This is a genomic window from Natronomonas salinimetallica (assembly GCF_013839515.1).
GTDB lineage: Archaea > Halobacteriota > Halobacteria > Halobacteriales > Haloarculaceae > Natronomonas.
In genome coordinates this window covers 104596-123838 of the sequence record NZ_JACDNQ010000001.1, presented here as the reverse complement: position 1 = coordinate 123838, position 19243 = coordinate 104596, and the positions used below count along the sequence as shown (strand labels likewise).

Here is a 19243-nt window from a genome sequence, read left to right as displayed (position 1 = left end):
GATTCCGAGCGTGGCTCCGGACCGGGGTTGTGCTCGGGGATCACACGACCGACAGGGGGATTTTGTCACCGCCCCGTGTATCTCCCGGGAGATGAATCGACGGACGCGCCGGAACGTTCTGGCCGCCCTCGGCGGCGCTGTCGCCGTATCGGGATGCCTGGGTACCGGAGACGGAACGGACGGCGGCGACGGCAGCGACGGAGACAGCGGCAACGGGGACGGCAGCGACGGCGGGGACGGCACCAACGGGTCGAGCGCCTGGCGGACGGCGGAGCTGACCGACGTCACCACCGGCGAGCGCTTCACCGTCTCCGGGCTCGATGGGCCGGTGTTGGTCCACCCCTTCGCCGTCTGGTGTAGCACCTGCGGTAGTCAAAACAGGCGGATAGACACGCTCCAGCGCGAGTACGGTCACGAGCGGGCGGTCGTCCAGTTGAACATCGGCGACGGCGAGAACGGGGACGACGTGCTCGGGTACGCCGAGGAGAACGGCTACGCCGAGCACAGCCGGTTCGCCGTCGCGCCCAACAGCGTCGCCAACGCGCTCGTCGAGGAGTTCGGCCCGACGGCGGTTTCGCCGCCCCAGTCGCCGGTCATCCTCCTTTGTCCCGACGGTACCGCCCACGAAATCGAGAAGGTCTCCGACGCCGAGGCGATCGCGGCCGCCATCGACACCACCTGCGAATGAGCTGGATGGCGTTCGCGGAGATGTTCTGGATCGGCGTCGTGACGCCGTTGACGGCCGTCTGCGTCCTCCCGTTGTATCCCGCGTTCATTTCGTACCTCGCGAGCACGGGCGATGACAGCGGCCGGGGACGCTCCCCCGCCGTCCTCGGCACCCTCGTCGTCGCGGGCGTCATCAGCTTCATGGCGGTCGCCGGGTACGTCTTCGTCGTCGTCCTCGGGGTCGGAATCGAGAGCGGGTTCGTCGGCCGGTTCGGCCCGTGGGCGTTCGGCGTTCTCGCCGTCGTCGGCGCGGTGTTGGTCGTCGACCCGGGCGGGTTCTCCCGGCTTCCGTCCGTCGAGCCGCCGCACACGGAGCGTCCCTACGTCTCGGCGTTCGGCTACGGCTTCTTTTTCGGCGGGATCGTCGTTCCCTGTAACCCCGGCTTCATCGGGCTCTTTTTCGCCCGCCAGGCGGTGCTGTTCGAGGGGCCACTGCGGAACCTGCTCGGATTCGTCCTTTTCGGCCTCGGTATCGGGACGCCGCTTTTGGCGTTTGCGCTCCTTTCGGAGTCCTTCGGCCGCCGACTCACGACGACGCTCGCGCGGTACTCGGGGCCTATCAACCGTGCCGCCGGCGGGGTCTTGCTCCTCGTGGCGCTCTATTATCTCGTCTTCGTCTTCGCGGTGCTCCCGGGAGCGCCGCCGACGCCCCCGTCGCTTCCGGTCGTCGGGTGATCGCCCCCGGACGACGACAGTCCGTATCATACAGAGTACGCCCGCGGTGTCCCGCCGAGCGCCACCCCCGTTGACCGTGCGTGGCGCTGTGAGACAAGCGTACTCGGTATCAGTCCTCGGGATACTTCGGCTCGCGATTTTTTGCCCGGCTCAGGGCGGTTTCGACGATTTCGCGGACGTCCCCGTGGAACGCCCCGCCGTGTCCGGCATAGAGGTGTTCGACGTCCCCACCCATCGCATCCAACAGCGCCTCGATGCTCTCTATGAGCCGCTCTCTGGACTGCCCCGGCATATCGGTCCGTCCGAAGCTTCCGTCGTCGAAGGCCCCGTCGTCGTGGACGACGACGTCGCCGCTGAAAAGCGTCGTCTCGGAGACCAACGCGACGTGGTCGTCGGCGTGTCCGGGCGTGTAGACGACGTCGAACGGCTCGTCGCCCACGAACACCTGGTCGCCGTCGTTGAGTTCGCCCGACCGCCGTGGATGGTCGGTGTAGGCGTACAGCGACGCGTCGAAGGCGTCCAACACCGTGTCCAACTGTGCGATGTGATCGCTGTGTTGATGTGTCACCACGACAGCGTCGACCGTGTCGGTGCGGTCGGCGATGACGTCGGCGACACCCTCGAAGGCCCCGGCGTCGACGAGGACGGTTCGCTCGCCCTCGACGAGGTAGGCGTTGCAGGTGAACGTCTCCGCGTCCGCCGTCACGTTGGTTACGTCCATGGGTGTTCCACGGCTGCCCGGATATTTATACCGTCGGACGGCGGCGTCGGGACCGTCGGCCCGGAACGGCCCCCGGCCGAGCCTACGATACGGACCGCCGTACCGATGGACCGGTCACCGCTCGCACCGTTTCGGCGGTGGCCGCGCTCGGACGACAACGGTCCGTATCAGTCCCCGATCTGCCCGTCCGCCCGGCGGAACCGGAGCGTCACCGCCGCGCCGTCCGTGCGTTCCCCGAAGACGAGCCGTCCGCCGACGCCGCGTACGATCCACCGTGAGAGCCACAGGCCGAGCCCGACGCTGTGATCCAGTTGGGTGATCTCTCGATCCCCGCTCACGATGGCACGCTCGCGTTCGGGGATCCCGGGGCCGTCGTCCTCGACCGTGATGTCGAGCCACTCGTCGTCGTCGCTCAGTCCGATGTGTACCGTCGCCGCCCCCGGATGGTGTTGGACGGCGTTTTCGATCAGGTTCTCGACGGCGACTTTCAGCAGTTCGTCGCCGACGACCTCACCCGACGCGTCGTTCGAGACGCTGATCGTTACGTCCGGATAATCCGTTTCGAACCGGTCGACGAGCGTATTCACGAGCGGCTCCGGGTCGAGTGCGACCCGCTGGCGGTCGAGGTCGAGCGCCTGCTGGATGCGTCGGACCTGATCGCCGAGTTTCGAGACGTCCATCGACCGGTCGTAGATGTGCTCGGCGTACTCGCGACACGTCTCGTCCGCGACCTCCTCGTTCAGGATGTTCGCGTATCCGATGATCGCGGTCATCTCGTTTCGGAGGTTGTGCCGCAACACACGGTGAAGGACCCGAAGTCGGCGTTCCTGTTCGAGGCGGTCCGTCATGTCCGTGTAGATTCCGAACCCGCGCTCTGTCCCCTCGTGGGAGTAGCTGAACCCCCGAAACAGGAACGTCCGCCTGTCGTCGGCGGCCAGCCGTTCGACTTCGGCCGAGTCTTGGCCCTGCTGTATGGAGGTTTGGTCCAGTCGCTCGGCTTCGGCCTCGCGGTCCGCCGGGACGATGGCGTCGTTGAGCGGCGTGTCCCTGATGGCCGATTCCTCGTGGCCGAACGTCTCCTCGAACGCCTCGTTGACCCGACGAACGATCGGTTCGCCACCGAGGAACTCGACGTCGACAGCGGCGTCGGGAAGCGAATCGAAGAGGTGCTGGAACCGATCACGGTCGCTTCCGACCGCGTCGTGATCGCCCCCGGACGTACGATCGGGGGCCGTCTTATCCTCCGGGCGGCCCTTCCCCTCCGGAATATCCGAGTCGGGCGGACCCGACCGGTCGACCCGGCGTAGTGCCGATTCGACCTGCATCGCCAACAGCGAGAGTCGGCTCCGCTCCGCCTCCGTGATCGTTCCGGTCCCGTCACCGATAGACAAGAGCCCCCGATCGCCGAGTGTCACCGTCGCCGAGCGCATCCCGACGCCGCCGGTTCCGGATCCGTCCCCGATGATCAACTCCCCCGGACGGGGCTCCAGGCTCGATGTCCGATCTGTCGGGCCGGTCCGGCTGTCCTCGGGGCTGCCCGCCCTCGCGACCGGGGTACCGTCCTCGAAGAGCCTGACCGCGCTGATCTCGACGTCGGCGATTTCGGCGGCGGTTTCGGCGGCGGTTTCGGCGATTTCGGTGGCCGTCTCCGCCGCCCGGAACGACCGACCGGCGGCGGCGAGCGAACCGATCGCTCGCTCGTGTCCGTCCGCCGTCGCCCGGAGCGCCCGGCGGCGGCGGTCGGCCTCGATCTCCCCGCCCAACGCTCCGGCGAGCAGCTCTAAGAACCCCCGTTCGGACCCGGAAAACCGCTGTCTCGGCGTCTCGGTACCGAACCACACCGTCCCATATCGTTCCCCTCCGGCCCGGACGGTCGTCCCGAGGTAGCTCCCGAGCCGGTCGAAGGGACCGGTCACTTCCTCGTTTCCGAGCGCGTTCCCCGTATCGGGAAGACAACACGGACCCTCCAGACGGACCGTCCGGCGGCAGAAGGTCCGTGAAAGCACCGTTCGATCGAGATCTACCCCGCCAGCCGCGGTGACGACCGAGTACGAGGAGCCATCGACCGCCGCGAGCGCTCCGAACGACGCCCCGAACCGTTCGCATCCGGCCTGCAGGATCGCTTCTACGGTGTCGCTAAAGGGATCCGACCGGTCGTCGAGGGCCTCCCGAAGCGACTCCATCGCGGCCCCCGCTCGGCAGTCCGCCGGCCGCTCGCCCGACACGCCGGCGACGGCGGCGATACGGTCGATCGGCCGTTCGTCCATCCCGTCGGTGACGTACTCCGTGACCCCGAGTTGGGTGGCCCGAGCGGCGACGGTCGGATCCGCCGTTCGGTCGTAGAGGACGGTCGGCACCGACGTCTCGCGGAGCCGTTCGAGCGTCCTCACTCCGCCGCCGGGTTCCTCGACGACGATACAGTCCGCGGACGCCGCGCGCGACGCGACGGACCCGGGCGGGACACGCTCGAGACGGAACCGGCCGTCGGGATCGGTTACGGTGCCGTGGCCGACGTAGAGTACGATCGCCGATGGCTCGCGGTCACCGGTAGCCATGCGACACCACCTGACACATCGATTCGGTGTACGGCGAACCCGTTGATAACGGTACTGGCCGATTCGGCCCGTGATATCGGACGGGTCGCTCCCACCGTCGCCGTCATCGTCGTCCGTGTCGTCATCGCCGTCGTATGATTTATGTTCCTGTCGCTGTTACCAGTTGTCATGGGGTTCGGGAGCTACGACGAATCCGAACAGGAGAACCACGGGATCGACATCGACGAACGTGACGGACGCCACGAGGATGGGACGCGAACGGGGACGGCCCACGAGGGCGAGATCCACTTCGAGTACGACGACGCCTCGGGCGAGGACCTTCTGGAAGCGTATCAGGAGTTTCGAGACCGGTGAAATCCGGGCAGCGAGCGCTCGGGATCGCCGAGTCCTACCGGGGTCGAGCCGACGGAACGACGAGCACGCTCTGTGGGGCGGTCGTCCGCGTGGACCGCGCTGTCGACGACGCCGAAATGTCGCGCTGTGCGGTCGGCGGTCGGGACGCGACCGACGGCGTGCTCGATATCTGGAACCGTCTCGAGCGGCCCGACGTCCGGTATCTCATGGTGGCGGGAGTCGCCCTCGCGTGGTACAACCTCGTCGACCTCGAAGCGCTCGCGGCCGCGACCGACCGTCCCGTCCTCTCCGTCTCCTTCGAGGACAGCGACGGGCTCGAAGCCGGTATCGAGGCGGCCTTCGACGGCGAGGCGCGGGTGGCGAGGCTGGACACGTATCGGTCGCTCCCCGATCGGCGGCGGGTCGAAGTCGACGGACGGCCCCTCTTCGTCAGGAGCATCGGCCTCGAACCGGCCGAGGCGGACGCCGTCCTCGGGGCATACACCCACGAACGCCGTCCGGAGCCGCTGCGGGTCGCAGGCACGCTCGCGAGTCGGATCGATGCCGCCCGCCGGGACGGTATCTTGACCGACGGATAGCCCTATCCCGTCGGGCGGAACGACGGCCACGCTCGACGGGGAGCCGTTCCGGGTTGGCCGTATCGATGCCGCTGTCCGGCGGTGGGACGCGGCGTGGGGCTCCGGTTATCGTCGGCGTTAACTCCCGGCACGTCCATCGGACGGACGTGACCGACGAGATCGATGTCTCGGACTGTAGGCGGTGTGAGAAGCTATGTGCCTCCCGGAGCCGTATCGTCAACGGCGTCGGGCCGACGGACGCGGCGCTGTGTTTCGTCGGCGAAGCCCCCGGCGAGCGGGAGGACGACACCGGGGAGCCGTTCGTCGGTCGGTCCGGCGAGGTCCTCGACGGCGCACTCCGGGATCTGGGGCTCGCCCGAGGGGACGTCCGGATCACGAACTGCGCGCGATGTCGGCCGCCGGACAACCGGGATCCGACGGCCGAGGAACTGACGAACTGCCGACCGCATCTCGAAGGCGAGATCGACGCGGTCGACCCCGACGTGATCGTCACGCTCGGGAAGGTGCCCTCCGAACACCTGCTCGGTCGGTCGGTCCCGGTGACCGCCGAGGCCGGGTCGGTCCATGACGTCCGGATCGCCGGCGCGACGCGTCGCGTGCTCGTCTGTGTCCATCCCGCCGCGACGCTGTACGACCCGAGCCAGCGGGAGACGTTCGCCTCGGCGCTCGAATCCGCCGTCGAGTTGGTCGATGGCGGCGGCGACCAATCGCGGCTGGGCGAGTTTTGAACCGTGCTGGGCGAGCGTTGAATCGCACGACGCCGCCGTGGCGTGCGCTCGGTGAGATACCGCCGTGGCGCGCGCTCGGTGAGATACCGCCGTGGCGCGCGCTCGGTGGCCGTGTCCGACGCGCGCGAACGGCGAGCGCCGCGAGCCGTGAGAAAGCGCGGGCCGGCCACGAACCACGTGCGAGGGATGAGCGGCGCGGAACCGAAGGTTTCGCGCGCGAACGGGCGCGAACGCGCCCGAGAGCGAGCGAATCGGCTGGGGAGGCGTGTGGCTGTCGAGGTCGGCTGGGGAGGCGTGTGGCTGTCGAGGTCGGCTGGGGAGGCGTGTGGCTGTCGAGGTCGGCTGGGGAGGCGTGTGGCTGTCGGGGGGTATCTGATCCAGGGACGTCGTAGTCCGTTCACTCCGAGCCCGCGTGACGCCGCAACTCGTTGATGAGCGTCGGAAGCACGATCCCGATTCCGAAGAGACCAACGGATCGCTCTCCGTGGCGGCCTGGGCTACGTACCACGCCGTGAGCCCGAGGAACATGAACACGAGCGTGATCCTCGTTTCGGGGGCCACCAGCGGATCACCGGTCATACGACGGAACGTACGGGACCCGCTTGTTATAGTGGCTGGCCGCCCGGCGAACGCGAACCGACCGGCGAACGCGAGCCGACCGGCGAACGGCTGCGGGAACCCAAACCGACTTTGCCGACGGCCGCCGAAACTGACGCATGAACACCACTCAGCGGGCGGCGGACGTCGTCCTCGTCGATTACGGACTCGGGAACCTCCGGAGTGTCACCCGGGGGTTAGAACGCGCCGGGGCCGACGTGACGCTCTCTGCGGACCCCGCGGACTTCGACGCCGCCGACGGGATCGTACTGCCGGGTGTCGGCGCGTTCAGCGAGGGGATGGACAACGCCGGTCCCTTCCGGGACGCGCTCGTCGACGCCGCCGCGGAGGGCCGGCCCCTCTTCGGTATCTGCCTCGGGATGCAGATGCTTCTCACGACCAGCGAGGAGGCCGAGACGGTCGGCGAGGGCGACGTCCAGGGGCTCGATCTCGTCCCCGGGACGAACCTCCGGTTCGACGAGGGACAGAAGGTACCGCACATGGGATGGAACGAACTCGACGTCCGGCGCGAGCACCCGATCGCCGAGGGAATCGACGGCAACTACGCCTACTTCGTTCATTCCTACTACGCCGCCCCTGACGACGAGGGGGCCGTCGTCGCGACGACCGAGTACGGCGTCGAGTTCCCGGCGATCGTCGCCAACGAGGCCGGCAACGTCTTCGGCACCCAGTTTCACCCCGAGAAATCGAGCGAGACGGGGCTTCGGATCCTCCGGAACTTCGTCGGGTACTGTCTGGAGTGACGCCGTCGGCGATACCGCTTTCACGGGAGTCGCGTCCCGGTGACGTGCGGTCGCCACGAACGTCCGGACAGTCGGGGCGTCGGTATCAGTACTGCAGGTCGAACTGCTGGTTCTCGACGACGCTGTTGAGCACGACGCTCGTGTTCGACTCCTTGATGTCGGGGTCGATGAGCAGCTCTTTGATCTGTTCGTTCATGTGATCCGTGTCGGTGAACTTCCCGACCGCGATGACGTCGTGGTCTCCGGTGGTCTCGTAGACGGTCACCATGTGTTTGTGGTCCTGAAGCCGGTCGGTGATGTCGGGGAGCGCGCTCCCCTCGACTTTGAGTTGGATGATCGCAGTCACGTCGTAGCCCAACTCGCCGTAATCGACGATCGGGGCGTATCCCTGGATGATACCCTCCTCTTCGAGATTCGAGATGTGATTCGAGACCGTCGTCACGGAGACGTCCAGATCCTCCCCGAGCGAGCGGAGCGATGCCCGGCCGTCCTCGAGGAGCGCGTTTACCAACTTCCGGTCGAGATTTTCGTACGTCATTACACTCCGGTACTCGACCCAGGCTTTAGAAGTTTACGAATATTCAGTTCTTTCCGTAGGGGTGAGAGATTTGCGCAGAGCAGCAAGGTTTTAGTACGGGGACACTTCGAAACAGACGACGAGAAACATGACGAACGACAACGTAACCGCCGATGGCGGGCTAACGGACGAGGCACAGGCCGTTCTCGACGAGATAGAAAAAAAGGACGTCGGGTTCCTTCGATTGCAGTTCACGGACATCCTCGGAACGGTCAAGAACGTCGCCGTCCCGGCCGAGCAAGCCGAGAAGGCATTCACCGACGGTATCTACTTCGATGGCTCCTCAATCGAAGGGTTCGTCCGCATCCAAGAGTCCGATATGCGGCTCATTCCGGACGCGAGTACGTTCGCCGTGCTCCCGTGGCGGAAACGCGAGGACGGCGCTTCCGCCCGGATGATCTGTGACGTCTACAACACCTCCACCGGCGAACCCTTCGAGGGCGACCCCCGCTACGTGCTCAAACGCGCCATCGACCGTGCCGAGGGGATGGGCTACGATATCAACTTCGCGCCCGAACCCGAGTTCTTCCTCTTCGAGGAGGACGAAGAGGGTCGAGCGACCACGGAAACCGGCGACCAGGGCGGCTATTTTGACCTCGCTCCGAAGGACCTCGCCAGCGACGTGCGCCGCGACATCATCTACGGGCTCGAGGAGATGGGCTTCGAGATCGAGGCCTCCCACCACGAGGTCGCCCGTGGCCAACACGAGATCAACTTCGAGTACGACGACGCGCTGACAACCGCCGACAACGTCGGGACGTTTCGGACGGTCGTCCGGGCGATCGCCGCCCAACACGACCTCCACGCCACGTTCATGCCCAAGCCGATCCCGAAGATCAACGGCTCGGGGATGCACACCCACATGTCGCTTTTCAAGGACGGCGAAAACGCCTTCCACGACGAGGACGACGAGTTCAACCTCTCGGAGACGGCCCACTCGTATCTCGCCGGCGTTCTCGAACACGCCCCCGCGATCACCGCGGTCGCGAACCCGACGGTCAACAGCTACAAGCGACTCGTCCCCGGCTACGAGGCCCCCGTCTACGTCGCGTGGTCCGACCGGAACCGCTCCGCGTTGATCCGCAAGCCGGCCGCGCGCGTTCCGGCGTCCTCGCGCATCGAACTGCGCTCGCCGGATCCCTCGTGTAACCCGTATCTCGCCTTCGCGGCCATGATTCACGCCGGCCTCGAGGGCATCGAACAGGGCCTCGAAGCCCCCGATCCGGTTCGAGAGAACATCTACGAGTTCGACGAGGCCAAACGCGAGCAGTACGGCATCGATACCCTCCCGAGCAACCTCGGCGGGGCCGTCGAGGCCCTCGAGGACGACGAGGTTGTCCTCGATGCGCTCGGCGACCACATCGCGGAGAAGTTCGTCGAAGCGAAGACCCAGGAGTTCGAGGAGTACCTCGTCGACGTCTCCGATTGGGAACTCGATCGCTACCTCGAGACGTTCTGATACCGCCGGCGATCCGTCCGACGGTACGAGCCGAGGGGTTTCGGACGCGCTGTTCGCACGCCGCTCCCGTCCGTTCGTTTGTCTCCCCCGCCGTCGACCCGAGTCCTCTCTTATACGTCAGTGGGGGCCGCCTCGTCGTCCCGATAGGCCGCCTCCGTGCGCCGTAGTACCTCCCTGGTCGGGAGGCCGGTTTCGTCGGCGACCGCCGCACAGTCGTCGTACTCGGCGCTCACGTCGTAGACGCTGCCGGCGTCGTCCATGGCGACCTTGACGTCGATCTCGTGGCCCTCGCCGCCGATCACGACAGTGACGGACTCGATCGAGCGCTCGGCGATCCAGCGGTGGGTCGCCGGCGTCTCTCTGATCCCGAGCGTGCCGGTCTCGGCCGCCAGCCGCCGAGTGACGCTTGCGACGTCCTCGGGCCGGACGATAACCCGTATCAGGTGGCCGGGTCGGGACTTTTTCATCACCGTTGGGACGATCGTCACGTCGCGCGCGCCGACGTCGGCGAGTCGATCGTGGAGGCCGCCGAGTACCTCCGGCGTCGCGTCGTCGACCGTTGTTTCGAGAACGCGGATCCCGTCGCGGACGAGGTCCCCGGACGTCTCGCCGGCCGTCGCACGGAGGACGTTCGGGCGGTCGCGGAGGGACATCCCTCCCGCGCCGTAGCCGACCGCCTCGACCGACAACGGCGGGAGCGAGTCGACCCCCTCGGCGAAGTGTGCCAACACGGCCGCTCCCGTCGGAGTCAACAGCTCGGCTTCGAGCGGTCCGCCGGCCAGTTCCCAGTCGGCCTCGCTTGCGACGTAGGTGACGGCGGGAGCCGGGACCGGATAGGTACCGTGGCTCATCGACACCTCGCCGCCGCCCGCGGCGATCGGCGTCGTCACGATCGACTCGACCCCGAGGTCGTCGATGAGGATCGCGGCACCGACGATGTCGGCGATGGCGTCGTCGGCCCCGACCTCGTGGAAGTGTGTGGATTCGAGATCGGTCCCGTGGACGCGGGCCTCGGCCTCCCCGAGCAGCCGAAACACCGCCAGTGCGTCGGTTTCGACGGACTCCGAAAGGTCCATCGCGGTGATGATTTTGCGACAGTCGGCGTACGTCCGGTTCGGGCCGCTGCCCTCGGCGTGGGGATGCTCGTGGGAGTGTGAGTCGTCGTGCTCGTGGGAGTGTGAGTCGTCGTGCTCGCGGGTATCGATGTGTTCGTCGTCCGCTGTCACCGAACCGTCGGTACCACCCGTGAAGACGACGTCGGCCGTCGTGGCGACGATACCCTTTCGTTCGGTCTCGTCGATCCGGTACTCGATCGGGAGGGCGGCCTCGACGGGAGCGAGGGCGTCGGGGTCGGCACCGGCCGCCACGAGCGCGGCGAGGATCATGTCGCCGCTAGCTCCGGTCCTGCCGTCGAACGCGAGCGTCTGCATGTGCCTGGATCGATTCGCCGCGGCGAAAAAGGGATCGGTCGGCCGAGTGCCGCCGCTCGCGATCGATGAAATACGAAACGCGAAAGACGATCGCTTACCGGAGGTCCGGGACGAGCGCGGCCTCTACCTCGTCGGCGTCGTAGCGCTTTTTGTGCCCGCCATCGGCGCGGACGGTCGTTGCGGGTGTGTCGTCTGTCGGCATCATCGGGACCATCGGTTCGATCTCGTCTCGGGGCATCTACTACACCCAAAAACGTACATGGTATTAAATGTAATGATCGATCATCATAGATACGGCAAATACTGCCGGAGGCATCCGGCGTCACACGGACTGGTGCGGCCATACCGGTGAGCGCCGGTCCGGGCAGACGCCCACCGGTGGTCCGGTATGCCGACCCGTATCAGGCCAGGCGATCGAGGACCGGGATCTCCTCGCGCCGTGTCTCCCCCAGTTCCGACCAGTAGATCCCGGCCGGTTTCGGTCCCGGGTCCGTCCGGATCGTCCGCGTCGGCGTACAGACGACGTCGATCGGAACGTCGTGACGGCCGGGATCGATCGTCTCCTCGATCACCTGGACGTCGTGGACGGTCGTCACCGTCGGCGTCTCGTCGTCGACGAGGCCGAACTCCCGCAACACCGCGAACTCGAGGTCGCTGTAGCCCTCGCCTTTTCCGATGCGGGCACCGGACTCGTCGACCGCGACGCTGCCGACGACGACGGCGTCGATCTCGGGGAGCGCCTCGGGGCCGACGCGGGTCCCGTAGTTGCCCATGTGTGAGACGGTCGGTGCGGCGTCGAGATCCGAAACCGATGCGGGGTCCAGCTCGACGAAACACGCCTCCTCGCCGAGCCGTGGAACGGCCATGTACACCGTCGTCCCGGCCTTCAGAAGTCGCCGTCGCAGCGGGAGTTGCGGGGCGTCCGGGTTGGCCTTGACCGCGTCGGCACAGTCCAGTTCCGGAAGCGCCATCGCTCGGTCGGCGGCCGCTGGCGCGCCCTCGACGTTCGTGATCCTGCCGTGGGGCGGAAACGGGAACCGCGCGATCCCGTCGGCCGCCAGGCGGTCCCAGATCCGGGCTCTGACGGCGGCTTTTTTCACCACTGTCAGGCCATCCCCCGGACGAACTCGATCTGTTCGGGGCTGTAATAGAACGTGAGCATGAGGTAGGCGGCTATTCCCAACACGAGGCTCACGAGCCACGCCGTCACCGCGAGCCGGCCGATCGTCGCGTGGGCGGTCTCGCGCAACTCGGCCGGCGTGTGAGTCACCCCCAGCGTGATCGCGTACAACACGAACGGGACCGAGAGCACCGAGAGAACGATGTGGACACCGAGGCTTCCGAGATACAGCCCCCGAAGCGGCGCTCCGGCGATGATCTCCTTTCGACCGCCGCCGCCGGTCTTCAACAGATACAACGACAGGAACACGAGAATGAGCGCGAACGCGGTAAGCATCGCCGCGCGGTGTTTCTCGATTTCGTCGTGTTTGATCCAGTAGACCCCGGCGAGCAGGGTGAGAACCGTCGTGGCGTTGACGACCGCGATGGCGTGCGACAGCAAGTCGACGGTCGATTCCGAGATCTCCGGATAGATTCCAGCACCGCCGTATACCGTTCCGATGACGACCACGTAGCCGACGACGGTGCCGATTGCCGCGACCGCGCGGGGGTGCTTTCGGGCGAACTGCGGCCCGCGGACTGTGGACATATCCCCGCTTTGGGTTCGCGAACAAAGGTCGCTTCGTTTTCCCCACTCGCTTGTCGGCTTCGACCGGGGGAGAAGATCCCCATCGGGGCGGGCAATCCCGCCGGAACGCCGTCGGGCGCACGTATCGGTACGGTCAGTCGGTCCGCGGCAGCGCGTAGGCCCCGACGGCGAAGAAACCGGCCGCGAGGACGGCGAGCACCGCCAGGTTGAGATACGGGTCGGCACCGACGAGACCCGCCTCGCCGACGCCCGTCGCCGTTGCGCTCGGCGGCCGATAGGTGGCCGCCCGCAGCCCCCGAGCGAAGTACGTCAGCGGCGACAACTGCATGAACGGGACGAACCATTCGGGGAGCATCTCGGTGGGGACGAACGTCTCCGAGAGGAACAAAAGCGGGATCGCAACGCCGTTCGAGGCCGCGATGACGCCGTCTTGGGAGTCCGAGACCCGCCCCAACAGAGCGCCGAACCCACAAAACAGCGCAACGGCGAGCCCGAGATAGGGGACCACGAGCGGCGAGACGACGAAGGACGCGTCGGTAACCGCAAGCACCATCCCGAGGATGACGAGCGAGGCGAGGCCGATGACGGCGACGTTGACGAGCGTCTGAGCCAGGAGCCACTCCGACCGAGACAACGGCGTCGTCGCGAGCTTCTCGAAGCGGTTGCCCTCGCGGTGGCGCGCCACCTCGCTGCCGATCCGCGACAGCGGAGTAAAGAGGACGACGACGGCGAGATAGCCGGCGACGTAGTAGCCCGGCGGTTCGGCGAACAGCCCGCCACCGGTGGGGTCCGTTCGGATCAACGCCCCGAAGATGAGGATGAGGATGACGGGGAAAAAGAACGTAAAGAACACCGCCGTCCGCCGCCTGATGAAGGCGAGCCACGCCGCGTGTGTTTCCGCGCCAATCCGGCCGAGTCGGCTCACCGTCGACCCCCCGAGACCGCCGTCTCCGGGGCAGTCGGCCCCGGTCCGTCTGCCGCCTTCGTCGTTCCCGACGCGTCCGTCCCGGCCAGGACGGCGTAGGCGTCGTCGAGGCTCGGCTGTCGCCAGGCCAGCCCCTCGTAGGCGATTCCGGCGTCGGCGAGACACTCGACGATCGACGAGATCTCGGCCGCGTCGGCGGGCACCGAGACGTGTCTCCCGGCGTCGATCGGACCGTACCCGGCCGCGACGAGGGCGTCCTCCGCGGCCCGGTCGTCGTCGGCCTCGATCACGACGCGGCTGTCGCCGCCGTATCGGTCGATGAGCGCGGTCGGCGACCCGAGCGCGACGAGTTCGCCGTCGGCCAACAGCCCGACCCGGTCTGCGAGTTCCTCCGCTTCGTCCATGTAGTGGGTGGTCAACAGGACGGTCGTTCCGTCGTTCGCGAGGCCCTCGATGAGCCGCCACAGTTCGCGCCGACCCGTCGGATCGATCCCGGTCGTCGGCTCGTCGAGCACGAGCAGGTCGGGGTCGTTGACCAGCGTCGACCCGACGCACGCCCGGCGTTTCTGTCCGCCCGAGAGGTTCTCGTAGTGCGTCTCCGCGCTGTCGGTCAGGCCGACGTCGGCGAGGACCGCGTCGGGATCTCTCGCGTCGTCGTAGAGCCCGGCGTAGTACGCGAGCAGCTCGCGGGCCGTGAGTCGGTCCGCAGGCGTGAACTCCTGGGGGAGCAAGCCCACCCGACCGCGGTCGACCTCCGTGGGCGGCCGTCCGAAGACCGAAATCTCGCCCTCGGCGTCGGTCGTTCCGAACAGCGCACGGATGAGCGTCGTCTTGCCGGCTCCGTTGGGGCCGATAAGCGAGAAGATCTCCCCCTCCGCGACGGAAAATGAGACGCCGTCGAGGGCGAGCGTCTCCCCGTAGCGACGGCGGACGTCGGAAGCGTCGATAACCATACGAATACAGCGGGCGTCTCGGGCCTAAAGGCTGCTGTTCGCGGCCTCCGGGAGGCCTCGCCGTACTCCTCAGATTCGAAACTGTTCGCCGTCGACGGCCATATCGGTCTCGAAGGCCGCCTCGGCCGGAATGTAATGCGAGAGATGGACGAGCCGGTAGGTATCGGCGTCGAGGTCCCCGGCCAGCGCTCTCGCGCCCTCGATCGTCATGTGTTTGCTCCCGAACGTCCGGTAGGTGCCGCCGTCGTCGGCGTGGTCGCCGCCGGCCGGGTGGTGTTCGGCGTGTGTCGCCGAGACGATCCCGTCCGCAAAGAACAGGTCCGGATCCCGGAGTACCTCGCGGGAGGGCTCTTCGATCCCGTAGTTCGTATCGCCGGAAATCGATAGTTTCGCACCGGTCTCGGGGTCCTCGATGGCGAGTCCATAACACAACAGCGGCGGATGCTCGACCGGGACGAGCGTCACCTCGAAGCCACAGGCGTCGAACGGTTCGAAGGGCGACACCGGTCGGACGGCGATCGCATCGAGGTAGTGGTACTTCTCCGAGACCGTCTCGGCGACGCTTCGGTTCGTCACCGGATCGGTCTCGTCGGCGGCGAATACCGGCACGTCGTCGAGCAGTCGGTAAGCGTTGCCGAGACCGTCGAGGTGATCGAAGTGGACGTGGCTGATGAGGATCGCGTCGGGCAACGGTACGTCGTGGGCCAGAAATTGATATCGAAAGTCCGGGCTGGCGTCGACGAGCAGCGACTCGTCGGTCCGTTCGTTGCGGACGTGGACCGAAAACCGCGTGCGCTCGACGCCGAGGTCGTCGGCGCGCCCGCAGGTGTCACAGCCGCACTTCGGCGTGGGCGTTCCCGTCGTATCGCCGGTCCCGAGCAGCGTGACTTCCATCAGTCGTCGTGTTCGTGGGTGTGATCGGGGGCGTCGGATCCGCCCGCCACGAGGGCGTCGGCGTCGCCCTCGATCATGTCCATGTTCTTTAAGTTGTCCCGTTCTTCGAACCCTTCGATCGCGTCCAGGAGGTCCTCCTGTGTCAGCGTCGTCCGCTCTTCGGTCAGCGCGTCGAGGACGGCCTCCCGAAGCACGAGTCGGAGGTCGCTGCCCGTCAGCCCCTCGGTCGCCTCCGCGAGCGTCGCGGGATCGAACTCCTCGATGTCCATCCGCCGGGTGACGATTCGGAGGATGTCCGCCCGCATGCCCGAATCGGGCTTCGGGAAGTTGACGATCTCGTCGAAGCGCCGCCAGGCCGCGGCGTCGAGTTGGTCGGGGTGGTTCGTCGCGCCGATCAACAACACGTCGTCTTGGATCAGCGAGATCTCGTCGATGCTCTTCAACAGCGTGTTGACCGCGCGTTTGATCGCGGCGTGTTCGTCCGACGAGCGCGTCTTCGCGACGAAGTCGAACTCGTCCATAAAGAGGATACACGGCGAGAGCCGTTTGGCGATCTCGAAGGTCTTGTCGACGTTCTTCGCCGTCTCGCCGAGATACTGGCTCGTGATCATCGAGAGTTTTACCTCGACGAAGGGGAGGTCGAGATCCTGTGCGAGCGCGCGGGCGACGGACGTCTTGCCGGTTCCCGGCGGCCCAACGAAGAGCAGTTTGCCGATCTCACGCAGTCCGATCTCGGCCAGGTAATCGCGGTGTTCGATCGCTTTGACGACCTTGTGGATCTCGTTTTCCTGGTCGGCGGTCAACACGAGATCGTCGAGCGTCATTTCGATCTCCTCCGGCGCTCTGATCTCGACGAGATCGAGCATCTCCTGTTCGTCCTCGTCGAACATCTCCTCTAAGAGGGAGTCTATCCAGACCCGGTCGGCGTGGATCGGCCGGTTCTGCTCGCGTGCGGTCTCGTAATCGATATCGCCCTCGACCGACTCCGCGAAGGCGTACGTAAGCGTCGGGTTGTCCCGGAGCGCGTCGGTCGAGGCCCGTTCGAGAAACCACGATTCGGCCATTCCGCGGTCGCTGAACTCGATCTTCCCGGAGAAGTCATCACGGTCCGTGAACATCAGTCCGGATATCGCCTCCCAGGGTCGATCGACGCCGGTCGCGGCGGCGGCGGTGTTAGTCGTCGTCGTCAGCGGGCGTTCGACCTCGCCGTCCTCCCAGAAGACCCGCCGGTATCGGGGCGGCAGATCGCGCTCGTCGAGATCGCGGTTTTCGGTGTAAATAACCGCAGTCAACAGGAACTCAACGACATCGAGTTCGGGGCTGCTCATTCTCACCAATCTTGCCGTGGAAGGCGTATAAGCCCGTCGAAACCCCGAATACCGGGGGAGGGGGGGCGTCCGGACGTCGACGCGGCTCGTTCGTCAGCCGTCGGTGCCCGGTTGGCCGTCAGCCGTCGACGCGGCTCGTTCGTCAGCCGTCGGTGCCCGGTTGGCCGTCAGCCGTCGGCGCGGCTCGTTCGTCAGCCGTCAGCGCCCGGTTGGCCGTCAGCCGTCGGCGCGGCTCGTTCGTCAGCCGTCAGCGCCCGGTTGGCCGTCAGCCGTCAGCGCCCGGTTGGCCGTGGTCTACGAGGGGTCGGCGGTCCGAGACCGTTCGAACACCGAAGTCGGTTTATTGACGCCGCCGTTCGATGGGTGTATGTCGCTTCGGGTGACGTTTCTCGGGACGGGCGGGGCGGTACCGACGACCCGACGGAACACGAGTGCGGTGTTTCTCCGCCGTGAGGGTGAGCGTTTGCTCTTCGATTGCGGTGAGGGGACACAGCGCCAGATGATGCGCTTCGGGACCGGCTTCGGCGTCTCTACGGTCTTCGTGACGCATCTTCATGGTGATCACACCCTCGGACTGCCCGGATTGCTCCAGACGATGGATTTCAACGACCGGAAGGCCCCGCTGTCGGTCTACGCCCCCGAGGGCGCACAGGGACGGCTGACGCAGTTGATCGAGACGGCGGCCGGCCGTCCCTCGTTTCCGCTCCGGATCGAGGGCGTCGAGGACGGCGAGACCGTATTCGAAGGCGATAGCTACGAAGTCGTCGCCTTCCGGACGGACCACGACACCCGATCGGTCGGCTACGCGCTCTCCGAGGAGGATCGGAAGGGCCGGTTCGACCGCGAGCGCGCCGAGGAACTCGGCGTCCCCGTCGGCCCGATGTTCCAGCGGCTTCACGCGGGCGAGGCCGTCGAACTCGAGGACGGCACCGTCGTCGATCCGGAGCAGGTCGTCGGCGAGCCCCGCCCCGGACGGACGGTCGTCTACACCGGTGATACGCGGCCGACCGACCGAACCGTCGAGGTCGCTGGGGACGCGGACCTGTTGATTCACGATGCGACCTTCGCGGCCGACAACGGGGCACGCGCGCGCCGGACCGCCCATTCGACGGCCGAGGAGGCCGCCGAGGTCGCCGCCCGGGCCGGCGCGAAGCGGCTCGCGTTGGTCCACGTCTCCTCGCGGTACGCCGGCAACGTCGCCCCCATAGAGCGGGACGCGCGTATCGGGGAGTCCGGCGAACGGGCGTTCGTTCCCGAAGACGGCGACACCGTCGACGTGCCGTATCCCGACGCCGACGCCGAGGTGGAGCCGACGTAGCATCCCTCGGCTCGCACGGGGACCGTGATATTAATGCGTATTCTTCGAGTATGCCTCCAGTATGCCCAAGATAAGCGTGGAGATCCCACGGGAGCTCCTGGAGGACCTCGACGAGCACGTCGGCGACGACGGCAAGTTCGTCAACCGAAGCGACGCCGTCCGGGCGTCGATCAGAAAGACCCTCGATCTGCTCGACGAGATCGACGCCCGCCACGACCGCCTCGAGGAGACCGATGAGTAGGCCGGCCGCGGCCCCCACGTCCCGGCCCGAGCCGCCCGCCGGGGCAATCGTGCTCGCGGCGATCTTCGTCGCCTCGCTCGCGACGGCCCAGTTGACGGCCGCGAAGGTATTGGCGTTCGACCTCCCCGTCTCGATCCCGCTTGCGGGGGCCGAACTGGCGCTGCCGGGTGCCGCACTCGCGTACGCGCTGACGTTTCTCGCCTCCGACTGTTACACCGAACTCTACGGCAAACGGGCCGCGCAGGTGCTCGTCAACGCCGCGTTCGCGATAAACTTCCTCGTGCTCGCGTTGGTCTGGAGTACGATCCTCGCGCCGGCGGCCGACCCGGCGTTCGCCGCCACGTTCGCCGAGGTGCTCGGTGCCTCGACGAACATCGTGGCCGGGAGTCTCCTCGCCTACGTCGTCAGCCAGAACTACGACGTGCTCGTCTTTCAGGCGATCAAAGAGCGGACCGACGGCAAGTACCTGTGGCTCCGCAACATCGCATCGACGGGGACGAGCCAGCTGCTCGACACCGTCATCTTCGTCGGTATCGCCTTCTGGGCGATGCCGACGGTCCTCGGGATCGGTCCGCGGCTTCCGACGGCGGCCGTCGTCTCGCTCATGGTCGGCCAGTACGTCCTCAAGCTAGCGATCGCGGTCCTCGATACACCGTTCGTGTACCTCATCACGGGCGCTATCCGACGGTCGGAAACACGCCCGGCGTGAGAT

Annotated in this window: 21 protein-coding genes; 10 read left to right on the top strand and 11 right to left on the bottom strand. The window is 66.8% G+C overall.

Translation table 11 applies throughout. The features are described 5' to 3' along the window. The first annotated feature begins 91 nt into the window (after nucleotides 1-91). The gene (locus tag HZR14_RS00575; protein ID WP_181690924.1) at nucleotides 92-688 is read left to right on the top strand and encodes a thioredoxin domain-containing protein; all 597 of its coding nucleotides are present in this window, start codon (nucleotides 92-94) and stop codon (nucleotides 686-688) included. Continuing rightward, nucleotides 685-1401, top strand: coding sequence for a cytochrome c biogenesis protein CcdA (locus HZR14_RS00570; protein ID WP_181690923.1), 717 nt, complete (start codon nucleotides 685-687; stop codon nucleotides 1399-1401). The genes HZR14_RS00575 and HZR14_RS00570 overlap by 4 nt, the downstream gene beginning before the upstream one ends. Before the next feature lie 109 nt (nucleotides 1402-1510). Here the strand turns inward: HZR14_RS00570 and HZR14_RS00565 are convergent, their stop codons facing one another. Both HZR14_RS00565 and HZR14_RS00560 read right to left on the bottom strand, forming a co-directional pair. Further along, nucleotides 1511-2122: an MBL fold metallo-hydrolase gene (locus tag HZR14_RS00565; protein ID WP_181690922.1), complete on the bottom strand. Its 612-nt coding sequence runs from the start codon at nucleotides 2120-2122 to the stop codon at nucleotides 1511-1513. A 167-nt stretch (nucleotides 2123-2289) separates the two neighbouring features. Beyond that, entirely contained in the window at nucleotides 2290-4677 is a 2388-nt protein-coding gene (locus tag HZR14_RS00560) for an ATP-binding protein (RefSeq protein WP_181690921.1), read from the bottom strand. A 168-nt stretch (nucleotides 4678-4845) separates the two neighbouring features. Here HZR14_RS00560 and HZR14_RS00555 point away from each other — a divergent pair, with 168 nt between their 5' ends. The 4 genes from HZR14_RS00555 (at nucleotide 4846) to hisH (ending at nucleotide 7698) form a co-directional block, all read left to right on the top strand. Next, entirely contained in the window at nucleotides 4846-5031 is a 186-nt protein-coding gene (locus tag HZR14_RS00555) for a DUF5786 family protein (protein WP_181690920.1), read from the top strand. Next, nucleotides 5028-5609 carry an endonuclease dU gene (locus tag HZR14_RS00550; RefSeq protein WP_181690919.1) on the top strand — a complete coding sequence of 194 codons (582 nt, stop codon included), beginning with the start codon at nucleotides 5028-5030 and terminating at the stop codon, nucleotides 5607-5609. Before HZR14_RS00555 ends, HZR14_RS00550 begins: the two co-directional genes overlap by 4 nt. Nucleotides 5610-5755: 146 nt before the next feature. Continuing rightward, nucleotides 5756-6337 carry a uracil-DNA glycosylase gene (locus HZR14_RS00545; protein WP_370464932.1) on the top strand — a complete coding sequence of 194 codons (582 nt, stop codon included), beginning with the start codon at nucleotides 5756-5758 and terminating at the stop codon, nucleotides 6335-6337. A 716-nt stretch (nucleotides 6338-7053) separates the two neighbouring features. Next, nucleotides 7054-7698 (top strand): imidazole glycerol phosphate synthase subunit HisH, encoded by a 645-nt coding sequence (gene hisH, locus HZR14_RS00540; protein WP_181690917.1) that lies wholly within the window; start codon nucleotides 7054-7056, stop codon nucleotides 7696-7698. Between the two features lie 85 nt (nucleotides 7699-7783). Here the strand turns inward: hisH and lrp are convergent, their stop codons facing one another. Next, the gene (gene lrp / locus HZR14_RS00535; protein WP_181690916.1) at nucleotides 7784-8236 is read right to left on the bottom strand and encodes an HTH-type transcriptional regulator Lrp; all 453 of its coding nucleotides are present in this window, start codon (nucleotides 8234-8236) and stop codon (nucleotides 7784-7786) included. A gap of 127 nt (nucleotides 8237-8363) precedes the next feature. Between lrp and glnA the strand changes: the two genes are divergently transcribed. Beyond that, nucleotides 8364-9734, top strand: coding sequence for a type I glutamate--ammonia ligase (gene glnA / locus HZR14_RS00530; RefSeq protein WP_181690915.1), 1371 nt, complete (start codon nucleotides 8364-8366; stop codon nucleotides 9732-9734). Nucleotides 9735-9844: 110 nt separating this feature from the next. On the opposite strand, the gene larC is transcribed toward glnA, so the two are convergent. The 8 genes from larC to HZR14_RS00490 all read right to left on the bottom strand — a co-directional run bounded on the left by larC (nucleotide 9845) and on the right by HZR14_RS00490 (nucleotide 16972). Further along, nucleotides 9845-11164 carry a nickel pincer cofactor biosynthesis protein LarC gene (larC, locus tag HZR14_RS00525; RefSeq protein WP_181690914.1) on the bottom strand — a complete coding sequence of 440 codons (1320 nt, stop codon included), beginning with the start codon at nucleotides 11162-11164 and terminating at the stop codon, nucleotides 9845-9847. A 94-nt stretch (nucleotides 11165-11258) separates the two neighbouring features. Continuing rightward, the gene (locus HZR14_RS00520) at nucleotides 11259-11402 is read right to left on the bottom strand and encodes a hypothetical protein (RefSeq protein WP_181690913.1); all 144 of its coding nucleotides are present in this window, start codon (nucleotides 11400-11402) and stop codon (nucleotides 11259-11261) included. Nucleotides 11403-11565: 163 nt separating this feature from the next. After that, nucleotides 11566-12264, bottom strand: a complete 699-nt coding sequence (locus tag HZR14_RS00515) for a 5-formyltetrahydrofolate cyclo-ligase (protein WP_181690912.1) — start codon at nucleotides 12262-12264, stop codon at nucleotides 11566-11568. 5 nt (nucleotides 12265-12269) lie between these two features. After that, on the bottom strand, nucleotides 12270-12872 hold the full coding sequence (locus HZR14_RS00510; RefSeq protein ID WP_181690911.1) for a DUF420 domain-containing protein: 603 nt from the start codon (nucleotides 12870-12872) through the stop codon (nucleotides 12270-12272). Between the two features lie 133 nt (nucleotides 12873-13005). Then, on the bottom strand, nucleotides 13006-13797 hold the full coding sequence (locus HZR14_RS00505; protein ID WP_181690910.1) for an ABC transporter permease: 792 nt from the start codon (nucleotides 13795-13797) through the stop codon (nucleotides 13006-13008). Then, nucleotides 13794-14756 (bottom strand): ABC transporter ATP-binding protein, encoded by a 963-nt coding sequence (locus HZR14_RS00500; protein WP_181691045.1) that lies wholly within the window; start codon nucleotides 14754-14756, stop codon nucleotides 13794-13796. The genes HZR14_RS00505 and HZR14_RS00500 overlap by 4 nt, the downstream gene beginning before the upstream one ends. Before the next feature lie 63 nt (nucleotides 14757-14819). Next, nucleotides 14820-15644, bottom strand: a complete 825-nt coding sequence (locus HZR14_RS00495) for an MBL fold metallo-hydrolase (RefSeq protein WP_181690909.1) — start codon at nucleotides 15642-15644, stop codon at nucleotides 14820-14822. Further along, nucleotides 15644-16972 (bottom strand): ATP-binding protein, encoded by a 1329-nt coding sequence (locus HZR14_RS00490; RefSeq protein WP_181690908.1) that lies wholly within the window; start codon nucleotides 16970-16972, stop codon nucleotides 15644-15646. The genes HZR14_RS00495 and HZR14_RS00490 overlap by 1 nt, the downstream gene beginning before the upstream one ends. Nucleotides 16973-17339: 367 nt before the next feature. Between HZR14_RS00490 and rnz the strand changes: the two genes are divergently transcribed. From rnz to HZR14_RS00475, 3 genes are all read left to right on the top strand, one after another. After that, nucleotides 17340-18290, top strand: a complete 951-nt coding sequence (gene rnz, locus HZR14_RS00485) for a ribonuclease Z (RefSeq protein WP_181690907.1) — start codon at nucleotides 17340-17342, stop codon at nucleotides 18288-18290. 61 nt (nucleotides 18291-18351) lie between these two features. Beyond that, nucleotides 18352-18531: a ribbon-helix-helix domain-containing protein gene (locus HZR14_RS00480; RefSeq protein ID WP_181690906.1), complete on the top strand. Its 180-nt coding sequence runs from the start codon at nucleotides 18352-18354 to the stop codon at nucleotides 18529-18531. Continuing rightward, nucleotides 18524-19240, top strand: coding sequence for a queuosine precursor transporter (locus HZR14_RS00475; protein WP_181690905.1), 717 nt, complete (start codon nucleotides 18524-18526; stop codon nucleotides 19238-19240). Before HZR14_RS00480 ends, HZR14_RS00475 begins: the two co-directional genes overlap by 8 nt. The last annotated feature ends 3 nt before the right edge of the window (nucleotides 19241-19243 follow it).

Bases quoted from the DNA above. Each gene is read 5' to 3' on its own strand.
- HZR14_RS00520 (WP_181690913.1), bottom strand. From the start codon at position 11,402: ATGCCCCGAGACGAGATCGAACCGATGGTCCCGATGATGCCGACAGAC.
- rnz (WP_181690907.1), top strand. From the start codon at position 17,340: ATGTCGCTTCGGGTGACGTTTCTCGGGACGGGCGGGGCGGTACCGACG.
- larC (WP_181690914.1), bottom strand. From the start codon at position 11,164: ATGCAGACGCTCGCGTTCGACGGCAGGACCGGAGCTAGCGGCGACATG.
- HZR14_RS00560 (WP_181690921.1), bottom strand. From the start codon at position 4,677: ATGGCTACCGGTGACCGCGAGCCATCGGCGATCGTACTCTACGTCGGC.
- HZR14_RS00475 (WP_181690905.1), top strand. From the start codon at position 18,524: ATGAGTAGGCCGGCCGCGGCCCCCACGTCCCGGCCCGAGCCGCCCGCC.
- HZR14_RS00565 (WP_181690922.1), bottom strand. From the start codon at position 2,122: ATGGACGTAACCAACGTGACGGCGGACGCGGAGACGTTCACCTGCAAC.
- HZR14_RS00575 (WP_181690924.1), top strand. From the start codon at position 92: ATGAATCGACGGACGCGCCGGAACGTTCTGGCCGCCCTCGGCGGCGCT.
- HZR14_RS00495 (WP_181690909.1), bottom strand. From the start codon at position 15,644: ATGGAAGTCACGCTGCTCGGGACCGGCGATACGACGGGAACGCCCACG.
- hisH (WP_181690917.1), top strand. From the start codon at position 7,054: ATGAACACCACTCAGCGGGCGGCGGACGTCGTCCTCGTCGATTACGGA.
- glnA (WP_181690915.1), top strand. From the start codon at position 8,364: ATGACGAACGACAACGTAACCGCCGATGGCGGGCTAACGGACGAGGCA.
- HZR14_RS00490 (WP_181690908.1), bottom strand. From the start codon at position 16,972: ATGAGCAGCCCCGAACTCGATGTCGTTGAGTTCCTGTTGACTGCGGTT.
- HZR14_RS00480 (WP_181690906.1), top strand. From the start codon at position 18,352: ATGCCCAAGATAAGCGTGGAGATCCCACGGGAGCTCCTGGAGGACCTC.
- HZR14_RS00555 (WP_181690920.1), top strand. From the start codon at position 4,846: ATGGGGTTCGGGAGCTACGACGAATCCGAACAGGAGAACCACGGGATC.
- HZR14_RS00570 (WP_181690923.1), top strand. From the start codon at position 685: ATGAGCTGGATGGCGTTCGCGGAGATGTTCTGGATCGGCGTCGTGACG.
- HZR14_RS00510 (WP_181690911.1), bottom strand. From the start codon at position 12,872: ATGTCCACAGTCCGCGGGCCGCAGTTCGCCCGAAAGCACCCCCGCGCG.
- lrp (WP_181690916.1), bottom strand. From the start codon at position 8,236: ATGACGTACGAAAATCTCGACCGGAAGTTGGTAAACGCGCTCCTCGAG.